9 protein-coding genes are annotated in these 11,589 nt (G+C 64.4%); 8 read left to right on the plus strand and 1 reads right to left on the minus strand.

Going from position 1 to position 11,589, the window contains the following annotated elements; genetic code table 11:
* Positions 1–18: 18 nt before the first annotated feature.
* The 7 genes from queA to IPF85_RS27705 all read left to right on the plus strand — a co-directional run bounded on the left by queA (position 19) and on the right by IPF85_RS27705 (position 8,874).
* Positions 19–1,050: a tRNA preQ1(34) S-adenosylmethionine ribosyltransferase-isomerase QueA gene (gene queA / locus IPF85_RS27675; RefSeq protein WP_343411277.1), complete on the plus strand. Its 1,032-nt coding sequence runs from the start codon at positions 19–21 to the stop codon at positions 1,048–1,050.
* A 226-nt stretch (positions 1,051–1,276) separates the two neighbouring features.
* Positions 1,277–2,191 carry a tyrosine-type recombinase/integrase gene (locus IPF85_RS27680; RefSeq protein ID WP_343411278.1) on the plus strand — a complete coding sequence of 305 codons (915 nt, stop codon included), beginning with the start codon at positions 1,277–1,279 and terminating at the stop codon, positions 2,189–2,191.
* On the plus strand, positions 2,188–3,060 hold the full coding sequence (locus tag IPF85_RS27685) for a purine-nucleoside phosphorylase (RefSeq protein WP_343411279.1): 873 nt from the start codon (positions 2,188–2,190) through the stop codon (positions 3,058–3,060). Before IPF85_RS27680 ends, IPF85_RS27685 begins: the two co-directional genes overlap by 4 nt.
* A 9-nt stretch (positions 3,061–3,069) precedes the next feature.
* Positions 3,070–3,804 carry a hypothetical protein gene (locus IPF85_RS27690; protein ID WP_343411280.1) on the plus strand — a complete coding sequence of 245 codons (735 nt, stop codon included), beginning with the start codon at positions 3,070–3,072 and terminating at the stop codon, positions 3,802–3,804.
* 105 nt (positions 3,805–3,909) lie between these two features.
* Positions 3,910–4,449, plus strand: coding sequence for a sigma-70 family RNA polymerase sigma factor (locus IPF85_RS27695; protein WP_343411281.1), 540 nt, complete (start codon positions 3,910–3,912; stop codon positions 4,447–4,449).
* Positions 4,446–6,644 (plus strand): zf-HC2 domain-containing protein, encoded by a 2,199-nt coding sequence (locus tag IPF85_RS27700; RefSeq protein ID WP_343411282.1) that lies wholly within the window; start codon positions 4,446–4,448, stop codon positions 6,642–6,644. The genes IPF85_RS27695 and IPF85_RS27700 overlap by 4 nt, the downstream gene beginning before the upstream one ends.
* 103 nt (positions 6,645–6,747) lie before the next feature.
* The gene (locus tag IPF85_RS27705; RefSeq protein WP_343411283.1) at positions 6,748–8,874 is read left to right on the plus strand and encodes an RHS repeat-associated core domain-containing protein; all 2,127 of its coding nucleotides are present in this window, start codon (positions 6,748–6,750) and stop codon (positions 8,872–8,874) included.
* Here the strand turns inward: IPF85_RS27705 and IPF85_RS27710 are convergent.
* Complete coding sequence (locus IPF85_RS27710) at positions 8,841–10,994, minus strand: recombinase family protein (RefSeq protein WP_343411284.1); 2,154 nt, start codon at positions 10,992–10,994, stop codon at positions 8,841–8,843. The two genes, IPF85_RS27705 and IPF85_RS27710, sit on opposite strands and share 34 nt — an antisense overlap.
* A gap of 388 nt (positions 10,995–11,382) precedes the next feature.
* On the opposite strand from IPF85_RS27710, the gene IPF85_RS27715 reads away from it, so the two are divergent.
* On the plus strand, positions 11,383–11,562 hold the full coding sequence (locus IPF85_RS27715; protein ID WP_343411285.1) for a hypothetical protein: 180 nt from the start codon (positions 11,383–11,385) through the stop codon (positions 11,560–11,562).
* Positions 11,563–11,589: the final 27 nt, after the last annotated feature.

Below are 11,589 nucleotides of genomic sequence, written 5' to 3' on the forward strand. Positions count from 1 at the left end.
ACCACGCGTGATCCTGCCGTGAAAACTTCAGACTTCGACTACGACCTCCCAGCGGACCGCATCGCACAGACGCCAATCGAGCCACGCGATGCCTCGCGCCTGCTGGTGGTGCATCGTCCGTCCGGCGAGCTTACCCATCGGTCCTTTGCTGCCATCGGTGACTATCTGCGGCCCGGCGACATTCTGGTCGCCAACGATAGTCGCGTCCTCCCCGTGCGCCTACACGGGCGCAAAGAGAGCGGCGGCCAGGTTGAGGTGTTGCTGCTGACCCGCGTCAGCGACGTGCGTTGGGAGGCCCTGGTACGCGGCCATCGCCTGCGCCCTGGCCTGGTCATCGAACTAACCGCACCGGCCGCGCCCACCCTCCGCGCCCACATCGTGGCCGAGTTGGCGGCCGGCAGTCGTCTCATCGAATTCGAACGCCCGCCCCTGCCTGAGTTGGCGCGCCTGGGCGAAGTCCCCTTGCCGCCCTACATTCACGAACCCTTGCGCGATGCCGAGCGTTATCAGACCATCTACGCCCGGGTCAGCGGTTCGGCGGCCGCGCCCACGGCCGGGCTGCACTTCACCCCGACCTTGATCGAGCGCCTGGCCGCGCAAGGCATCGGCTTTGCCTTCATCACCCTGCACATCGGGCTTGATACTTTTCGGCCGCTGCGGGTGGAACGCATTGCCGACCACCAGATGCACCACGAATGGGCCGAACTGACGCCGGCCGCTGCTGCTGCCATCGAAGCCCATCGCCGCGCCGGCGGACGCTGCGTGGCGGTGGGCACCACAGCCGTGCGCGTGCTTGAAACGGCCAGCCGCCAGCCGGGCAGCGAGGGCAGCCTGCGCCCATTCAGCGGCTGGACCAACCTCTTCCTGACACCGGGCGCCGTCTTTCACACCGTGGATGCCCTGATCACCAATTTTCATCTCCCGCGTTCCACCCTGCTCATGCTCGTCAGCGCGTTTGCCGGCAAGCCCCTGATTGATCGAGCCTATGCTGCGGCCATCCAACAGGGCTATCGGTTCTTTTCCTTCGGCGACGCCATGCTGTTGTTATAGGCGCGGCCTGGCCTGTCGTCTCATCCCAGTCTACGTCCCGGTTTTTGGTTTATGGCAAGTTATGCAGTAGAATGATAAAGAGCAGTGCCATTCGTCGTAGCAACATGCCATTTCTCACTCCTGACGGTGTTGGGGTCTGCAGGTCGGCCCAAACACCTTTTTCATGATTGCCAGAGAAGTAATCACAACGGGAGAAGTAACTGAATGGGAGCAAGAGGGAGAGGACATGCAACAACAGATTGACCGTTTCCTTGCCAGCCTTGCCAGCAAGAAAGGCAAAAAAGGCAAAGAAAACACCGTTGCCGCGTATCATAACGATCTCGGTCAGTTCTTCGCCTATGTGCATGATCGCAGGCGCGACGGCACCCCAACGACCTGGAGCGACATCAGCACCAACGACATCATTGATTATGTCCTCGATCTGAAGCAGCGCGAGTATGCGGCGGCCAGCATCGCGCGCAAAATCGCGGCCATCAAGTCGTTCTTTCATTATCTGATGGACACACAGATCGTCAGTGACGACCCGAGCAAGCCGATCACCACACCGGCGGTTCTGAAAGCCCCGCCCCAGATCATGGATCAAGCCACGGTTGAGCTCTTACTCGCAGCGCCAGCGCAGGGATCGCATCCCAAAGCCCTGCGCGACAGCGCCCTGCTGGAACTGCTGTACGCAACCGGCATGCGCACCAGTGAAATCGCCGCGCTGAACATCAACGACGTCAGTCTGCAGGCTCACATCGTCTGGTGCGAACGCTACGACAAGGACACGCGTGCCATCCACCTCAGCGAGCGGGCGGCCAACGCCCTGGCCACTTACCTGGCGGACGGGCGCCCGCACCTGACGAGCATCCGTGCCAAAAACGAGGCTCTGTTCGTCAACCATCGCGGCCAGCGCCTGACCCGCCAGGGCCTTTGGTTGATCGTCAAGTCCTATGCCGAACAAATAGGCATGACCGCAGATGTGACGCCGCACGTTCTGCGCAGCTCGTCCGCAACGCACAGGCTGGCCAGCGGTACGGCAGACATGGTGAGTGAAGTGCAGAACGCGCTGGGTCATGCCAGCCGCGCCACAACCCTTATCTACGCCGGCCTGACCGCACAGCGAGCCGCAGAAAACGACCAGCAAGGCGGAAACTCATGAACAAAGAATTTGTGACCTCCGAGGACGTGGCGCAAGCCGTGGCGTATGTCCGCAGTCAAACGCGGCAGCAACCGCAGGTGGGCATGGTGCTCGGATCAGGCTTGAGTGGACTGGCCAGCGCGGTCACCGATGCCGAACGGATCGCTTTCGGTCGCATCCCGCATTTTCCCGTCAGCACGGTGGAAGGACACGATGGCGCGTTGGTCATCGGCCGGCTGCAAGGCCAGGATGTCCTCGTCATGCAGGGCCGGGTCCATTTTTACGAAGGTTATTCCATGCAGCAGGTGACGCTGCCCATGCGGCTGATGCAGCGGATGGGCATTCACACCGTCATTTTGACCAATGCCGCGGGTGGCATCAATCCCGCGTTTCACGCCGGCGAGTTGATGCTCATCAACGACCATATCAACCTGATCGGCATGGCCGGGCAGAATCCGCTGCGCGGCCCTAACGACCCGAGCTTTGGGCTGCGTTTTCCCAGCATGACCCGTGTGTATGATGCGCAGTTGCGCGCCCTGGCCCTGGCTACGGCCGCCCGCCTGCAAATTCCCTTGCGCCAGGGCGTTTACATGTGCCTCGCCGGGCCATGCTTCGAGACGCCGGCCGACATCCGCTTCCTGCGCACCATTGGCGCCGATGCCGTGGGCATGTCAACCGTACCCGAAGCCGTGGTGGCGCGCCATGGCGGTATGCGAGTGCTGGGCATTTCCACCATCAGCAACATGGCCATTGACGACATTGACAGCGAGGCCGAAACCACGCACCAGGAAGTGCTGGAAACCGGCAAACTGGTCGTCCCACGGCTGACGACCCTCCTGCAAGCCATCCTCGCCGACCTACCCGCGCCCGGGAAACCGGCCGGAGCCTGAAAAAGCCTCATGGCTATCATCGTCAAGCTGATCAGTGACTATGCGCCCTGGGTCTACGCCGCGTGTGCGCTCGTTGCCCTCTGGTATTTGCGCGTGGCCGTGCAAGCGCGGCAGGAGCGACGCCAGGCGGCCTTCAGCCTGGAACGCGAAGCCGCGCTGAACAAGACCTATCAGGCGCTCAACATCGGTGTCTTCCTGCTGGTGATGATAGGCATCGTTTACTTCATCAGCCACAACCTGGCCGCCGCGGTGCAGCCTTTGGTAGACGCCGTGGTGTCACCGACGCCAACCGCCCTGACCCTGCCCACGCTGACGCCCACACCAGAGCCAGCCACGACCACCCCCACACCCTCGCCCGTCCCTACCAGGAAGCCGACGCCGCGACCGACACCCACCGTGCTGCTCAGCCCCACCGCGCCGCCCATTGTCGCGCCGCGTTGTCCGGATTCTCGTGCTCGCCTCTTGCGCCCCGGCGTCAACGAGATCGTCAGCGGCGCCGTGCAAATCGTGGGCAGCGCTGAGGCGGAACGATTCGATTACTATAAACTGGAATTCAAACCAAGCGGCGCCGCGGGCGATCCAACCTTCATTGTCTCCTCGCGACAGCCCGTGCCCAGCGGCGTACTCGGCAGTTGGAACGTCGCCGGGCTGGCGCCGGGCGCCTACACGCTCTATCTGCGCACCGTTGACGTCACCGGCAACTTTGGCGAATGTAGCGTGCAGGTGCAGGTCAACCGGCCCTGAAATGGCGCATGTAACCCGCCTGCCGGCTCACTCGTTGCAGCATGGTGCAGAGACACCATCATCAGCGGGAGAGAATTCACCGGCATGGCCTACGTTGAGGTCGCGATGTTAAGCCAGGCACAGTCCACCACGGCCGCGCCGCGTGCCCTGGAAGAACTGTTCGAGCGGCTCTATGTCCAGTATCACCGCCCGCTGTTCAGCTATGTGCTGCGGCTGGTCGGTCATTGGGAACAGGCCGAAGACCTGACCCAGGAAACCTTCGTCAAGGCCTACCATGCCCTGGCGCGCCTGCCGGCCGATTCCAATTACCGCGCCTGGTTGTATCGTATCGCTACCAATACCTGCTACGATGCACTGCGCCGCAAACGCTTGATCCAGTGGCTACCCTTCTTCGATGACGATGCCGGCCCACAGACCGACAGCCCGGAGCACGCCACCGCCGAGGCGCTGGCGGTGCGGACGGCGTTGGCCCAACTCCCGGCCGATCAACGCACCTGCCTGGTACTCTACATTTATGACAGTTTCTCCACAGAAGAAATCGCCCAGGTCATGGGCTGTTCACGTGGCGCGGTCAAGACCCGCCTCTTTCGCGCGCGCGAGCGTTTCCGCCAGGTCTACGTGGGTATCGAGGAGAGAAGGCCATGACCAACGCTGAACATCGCCATCTGCGCCTGCTCCTGGCGCACTATCGCGAGCTGGATGACCCCGCCCGCGTGGCCGTGGATGCCCACCTGCTCACCTGCGCCAACTGCCGCCTGGCGTTGGCCGCCTACGCCGAACACGAAGCGCTCCTGTTGCGGGGTCTGCCGGCACGCGCACCATCTCCGCGCCTGGCCGCCGGCCTGCATCGCCAACTGACGCCGCGTCACCTGGGTGTGCCCTGGTATCGTCGCCTGGGCAGTGAGCTGGTCTTTGCCGCCGGCGTTGCCCTGCTGGTGCTCACCTTCATGGGTGTGATTCGCCTGCAGCAGCAGCGCCCGCAAACCACGGCCGGCACCGCCACACCGGTCAGCATCGTGGCGCCAGCAGCGAGCGCGACACCCATCGCCAGCATCACAACCGCGCCCTCGGCGCTGGTTTCACCCACACCCGCAGCAGCGCAAACACCCGCGGCAACGCCCGGCACTCCCGCCCCCACCTGGCCCTGGCTGGTCTACACGCTGGATACCAACAACAGCAGGTCACTCTATACCGCCCGCGTCGACGGAAGTGATACGCGCCTGCTCCACCGATGGCCGACCCGTTTACCCGGCGCGCCTGCGCTCAGTTTGGATGGGCGCTGGCTGGCGTACGGATTGGACGGCCTGTGGCTCCTGCCGCTCAACGGCGAGGCCGCTCTCAACCTGTTGCCGCCCGACCGCGTGAACGGCCAGGTGACGGCACTGGCCTGGGCGCCTGACAGCCTGGCCCTGGCGCTCGTCATCCAACGCCCCAACGGCACCTACCAGGTGACCATCGTGCGCCTGCAGGCCGATCTGCCCACGGACAACTTCAGCTTTGACCAGGGCTACCCGCGCCTGCTCGGCTGGAATGCAGACGCCAACACGGTGCTGGTGCTGCTCAGCGCCAACGAGCAGGAAGACAGCAGCGGGCAGATTCAGGCGCTGACGCCAGGCCAGCCCGTCGCCTCACAGCCCTATCTGTACGAGGCCGGCCCCAACTGGCGTCTGCATGCGCCAACCCTCGGCCCGCGTGGGCGCTCGGCCTACTATCTGGCCGATAGCCCGCAAGGCGCCTCAGTCCTGGTGCGCCAGGACCTGAGCAGCGGCCGTCAAACCATCGCGCTGTCGGCCACATTGCCCATCGAGAGCTATGTGCTGGCGCCGGACGAAGATTATGTCATGTACACCGTGGCCGCCGATAAGCGCACCGCCCGCGTCACCGACGTGCGCTTGCTCGCCTTTGCCAGCGGCAAGCCATCCGCGCTCACCGCCTTGCCCGGCGCAGGGGCACGGTTGCTGACCTGGTCGCCCGCCATCCCCAACGCGCTCGATGCCTGGGTGTTATGGGAACCTGCGCTCGACACAACCGGCAATGCCGGGCAGCCGCTGCATCTGCTGCGACCTTCGGACCAGGTGAGCACGACGCTCAGCCTGCCCGTGTCGGCGCTGTACGTAGCCGGCTGGCGCACGGCTCCGCCGCCCGCTGCCCCGGCCGCCGACGAAACCAACTTCGACGCGGTGCTCGCCAGCCTCGATCGCGCCCTTGCCGAGAGCGATGGGCCTGGCCTGGCGCACTGGTTGACCGATCAAGGCTGGGTTTCCTGCACCTACGGGCAACCGTGTGACCAGGGGCCGCGGACCACCGCCGCTGGCCTGGCCACACTGCTGCGCGCGCTGAACGGGTCACAGGCGCGCATCGAGGCGCAGCGTCTGCCTGTCAACCCGCCGGACTTCCAGCCGCCGGGTGAGGCGACGGTGCTGGTGCGACGACAAACAAACGCCGGTGCATCCGACAGCCTGCACCTCTACCTGCACCGTCGCGCGGATAACACCTGGCGTGTGGTCGGCGCCTTGCTCGACATTCCTTACTACGATGCGCCGGCCCTGGCCGATGTACGCGCCGCGCCGGCGGCCTTTGCCGGGCGCGAGGTCGTCATGACCGGCGCCTACCTGACCTCCGCGGCGGGCGATCTGCCCGCGGACGCACCTCGCCTGGGGCAGTGGGTGTTGCGCGACAGCAGCGGCGCCTCGGTGTGGGTACGCAATGCCAGCGCCGATCTCACGCAAGGTCTGCTGGACGGCAGCGAGGTGCAGGTCTTTGGCCTGCTCAAGATGGAACAGGGCTGGCCGTTCCTGGAAGTACGCTTCGTGCAGGCGCTGCCCGCGGCCGGTTCCTGATGTGAAAATAGCCCTGTAACTTCTCCTGTAATCACCACGACGCCCGAGATATTCGCGCCAGTGGTCCAGCCTGAACAGATGTTGCTGCCTGAGCCACCCCCGATTGCGCCGATCCCGCCCAGCGCAGTGCGCCTGCCCCAGGGCGTATTCTCGCGGCCCCGCCAGCAAGGAGTTCGTCTGCGCGCCCGACCAGCGGCCCGCCTGGATCAAGACCCGACAGCTCAAGGACGCCGCGACCAGCAGCTACCTGGAAAGCTGGGGCTACTTCGACGGCTTTGGCCGCAGCCTGCAAAGCCAGGCCCCGCTGGCGAACGGCAATCGTAGCGTGACCTCCACCGGGTATAACGCGCTCGGCCAGACCGCCTACAGCAGCGCGGCCTACGAAATCGCGGCCGGCAGCGGCTACGTCGCGCCCACGTGGACGAACCTGGCAAACTATGTCTACACCACCTACGACGAGTTGGGCCGCACGGTGCGCAACGAGACGCGCAGCGGCGCGACCCAGTTGTTGGCCACGCGCGCCACCTACGACGTCTGGCTGGCGTCCAGCTACGACGCCAACGACCATCGCCAGGACGCGGTCAGCGACGCGTTCGGCCAGACGACCCAGGTGCTGGAGTACAACACCGGCGGCGCCACCTACACCACGAACTACGCCTACGACCTGGCCGGCCGCCTGACGGGTGTCACGGATGCGGCCGGTAACCCGACCAGCATCGGCTATAACCTGCTGGGCCGCAAGACGGGCATGACCGACCCCGACATGGGCAGTTGGACCTACGGCTACGACAACGCCGGCAACCTGACCAGCCAGAAAGACGGCGCGAACCGCTGGCTCTACCTGGAGTACGACGCGCTCAACCGGCTGATCCGCAAGCGCCAGGATAGCGCGGCCGGCGCGATCCTGGCCGAATGGCTCTACGACGCGACCGGGCAGCTCGGTTTGCCCTCCAAGAGCAAGGTCTACAGTAGCCAGGGCACGACCGAAGTCTACACCGTCGCCTACGATGTGAACAACCGTCCCACGCAACAGCAATACACCGTACCGGGCACGGGCGGCGGCACGTTCCGCCTCGACACCGGCTACACCACGACCGGCCAGCGCTCCACGCTGCGCTATCCCGGCGGCAATGCGGGCCAGCAGGGCGAAGTCGTCACCTTCGGCTACAACGCGGTGGCCCAGCTCGCCAGCGTGACGGGCGACGACGGCACGCAATACGTCGCGGCCACCAGCTACAACGCGCAGGGCCAGATCAGCGAGCAGCGCGTGGATTCCGGCGCCAACGGCTTCACGCGGCAATACGGCTACAACGCCAGCACCCTGCGCCTGGAGACTATCAAGGCGGGCACGGCCAGCCCGTGGGAGAACCTGCAAAAGTTGACCTACGCCTACGACCTGGCCGGGAATGTCCAGACGTTGGCAGACAGTGCGAACAGCGGCCAGGTGCAAACCTTCGGCTACGACTGGCTGGATCGCCTGACCACGGCGGCTACGAATGCGGCGGGCGTGGGCCAATACAACCACACCTACGCCTACAACGCCATCGGCAACCTGACCAGCTACAATGGCGCCGCCTACACCTACGGCACGAAGCCACACGCCGTGACCGGTGCGTTCGGCAACGCGTATGGCTATGACGCCGTGGGCAACCAGACCAGCCGTACCATTGGCGGAATTGCCTACACCCAGGCCTTCGACTATGACAACCGCCTGCTGGGCGTGGCCGGCGGCGCGGTGAGCGCCACGTTCCTCTACGACGCCGACGGGAACCGGGTCAAAGGGACCGTCGCAGGTGTGACGACCGTCTACATCGCCGGCATCTACGAATACCAGAACGGCGCGGTGACGAAGTGCTACGAAGGTGGGGCCATCCGTCGCACCGGTTATGCCTCCGACAATGGTGTGTTCTACACGCTGAGCGACCAGTTGCACTCGACGAGCGTGCTGGTGAATCAGAACGGCACGGTGAACAGCCGCAACTTCTACTATCCCTACGGTGGCAATCGCGGCGGGAGCGCGTTCAACGGCATCACGACCAAGCGGTTCACCGGTCAATATCACGAGCAAGGCCTGCCCGGCGGCGAAGGGTTGGCGTACTACAACGCGAGGTGGTATGATAGTCAGGTCGGCATGTTCATCAGCGCGGATACGATCGTGCCGAGTCCGCTCGCGCCGCAGTCGTTTAACAGGTACGCCTACGCCGGCGGGAATCCGCTGACGTCAGCATAATGCACCTCAAGTGAGTGTGGGATGGGGTTTTGGGGGGGCGGCTGGACGTACCAGCGCCGACGGGTGCGCCAGATGCGAAAGGTGAGCAGGGAACCCGCTTGCACCTGCTGGCGAATCTGCTCAGGACTGAGGCCCAGGGCGGACGGTGCGTCGGCCTCGAGGATCAAATCCGGGGTCAGGGGTGCGGCGCCGCTGTAGCGGTGGTGATCCGCCTCTGTCAGGCGCACCCAGAGCGGGGCATGGGGTTGACGCTGTTCACCCACCAGTCGGCCGCGGCGATACCAGTCGCAGATCATGCCCGGCGAGACGTTGAGTTGTTGCGCCGCCTCGGCTGCCGAGAACAACCCATCTCCACGCGGGCCGGGTTGCCTGGCGTAGGGGCCGCACGCGGTGGGGATGCGATATTTGATGCGCGTCTGACGCACGTTCTCCTTCGTCCAGGCGTGATGCGTCGCCGTCTGCCGCCCTTCGGCGTTCAGGATTTCGGCGATCCGATAGTCCGGCTCCGTCGCGGCAAGCTCCCGTAGCCGAGCCAGTACCGGTTGGGGCGTGCGACAGCCGGGACGCGGGCGTGGGACTGTCACCTCGGTGGCGGCGCCGGTCTGCCACAGCACCTGGATGCGGGTAAAGCCAACCTGACTGAAGCTGTCGAGGGTCACGGTTTTGATCAGGCAGCGCAGCAGGCGTTTGCGGTCGGCGTTCGTTGTGGTCGGGGCATGCCAGAGGGCAGGCAAGATCTTGCGGGCCAGACGGCGGATTTGTGCCTGTTCAGCGCTGCTGAGTGGCAGAGGCGCTGCGGCTTGCAGTTCGGTCCAGGCCCGCTCGACTGTCTGAACGGCGACGAGTTGTTCTTCCCACCGTCGTTCCAACTCGGCAGCGACCAGGCGGTTGTCTGGGTCCACCTGTTCGTAGCGCCGACGGGCGAGGGTGGCCTCGTAGCGGGCGTGTTCCAGACGCTCCAGCCAATGGCGCTGTAACTGTTGACGTTCAGCCTCGGCCTGTTGGCTGGCCACCAATGCCAATTCGAGTTGAGCCGGTTGCACGGCGGCTAACAGAAGCTCGGTGACGGCGGCATCCACGTGCGTCACGCCGAAACGTTGGCAGCGAGGCTGGGCCAGGGCTTGGCTGAGCGCCTCGCAGACGTAGATCGGCTTGTTGCGGTAACGCGGGCGCAGCGGGCGGCCACAGCGAGCGCACAAGACGATGCCTTGCAGCAAGGCCGACCCTTCCCGCGCCGGTCCGGCGGCAGCTGGCGGCGCCAACTGACGATTTTCGGCCAGTTGTTTTTGGTTCTCCTGGTACTCAGCCCAGGTGATGTAGCCCTCGTGGGCGTCGGGTTTGAGCACAATCCATTTTTCCTGCGGCAAGCGCTGCCGGCGCACTTTGCCCTGACTGCCCGGCAGGTGTTGACCCTGCGTACGGCCATAGGCATAGGCGCCAGCATAGATGGGGCGTTTCAAGATCTGGTAGATGGCGGTGAAATCGGCGGGCCGCCACGCCACCAGGCGCCCCCCTAACCCATCAGATGTCAGGTACGGCAGGGTCAGTTGGTGGTCGCGGCAGTAGTGCAGGATACGGTGCGCACTGCCCAATTGGCGAAAGAGCGCAAAGACCAGGCGGATGGCGTCCTGCACCTGGCGGTCGGCGGTCAGCACGACTCGGCCATCTGCAAGCCGATCATACCCCACCGGCAGACGTAAGGCAAGTTCGCCGCGCCTGGCTTTGTTGAAGAGGGCGGCAGTCAGGTGGGTGCGCATGTTGTACCACTGGGCTTCCGCAAAGGTGCCCTTGAGTCCGAGCAGCAGACGGTCATCGAACAAACGCGGGTCGTAGATTCCGGCGGAATCGGAGATCAGGGTGGCGCAGAGAGAGGCCAGATCGAGAAGCCGATACCAGTCAGCGCAGTTGCGGGCCAGGCGCGAGACATCGGTGACCAAAATGATGCCAACCTGGGCGAGGCCAACGGCGGTAACCAACGTCTGAAAGCCGGTCCGCTCGGCGCTGGAGATGCCGGATTTGCCCAGGTCATCGTCAATGATCTGCACCTGCTCTGTGGGCCAACCGAGGCTGACGGCGTTTGGCGAGTTGGTATTGCAGGGCCTGGCTCTCCAAGTGCTCATTTGACCTGACCGGGAGTGGACTGGCGAATGTAGACCACAGCTTGACGAGCCAGATGGCCGGGTTGAATCTTAGTCGGGCTGGTCATGGCTGGCCTCCATCTGCTTGACCTTGACAAGGATCTGTGCCAGAATCAGCACAGCCTGCCTCTGCAGGGAATGAGGCAGACTCGGCCAGACATCCTGACTCCTGATAGACGGTGGAGGTTGTTGGGGTGAGGTGGACTGCGGGGGCAGTGAGCGTGACTGGGACATGGTGCGTTTCCTCCTTACGAGAGAGTTCGCACACCATGATAGCCAGTTGACGCAAGATTGTCACGTGTACAGGGGGGAGGTCAGTCGAGGCTATCGGCAAAAAATTCACGCTGTCCTCAACCGCACGACACCAGGCTTGTGGCACAAGCTGCCGGGCGCCTGCGTCCGTCTCGATGAGCCAGCATGGTTCATCCGCATGCGGACGCCGACCGTTTCGCAGCACCTTGACAATCTGTCCGCGCAAGGGGTGATGTGGCTGCACGATCCGTACATGCCGCAGATCTGTAACCGCTTCGGGGGTAGTATGTTGATGTAACTCCGCTGCGGTACATCGATCCGACGG

It is taken from the genome of Candidatus Amarolinea dominans, assembly GCF_016704685.1.
Classification (GTDB): Bacteria; Chloroflexota; Anaerolineae; order SSC4; family Amarolineaceae; genus Amarolinea; species Amarolinea dominans.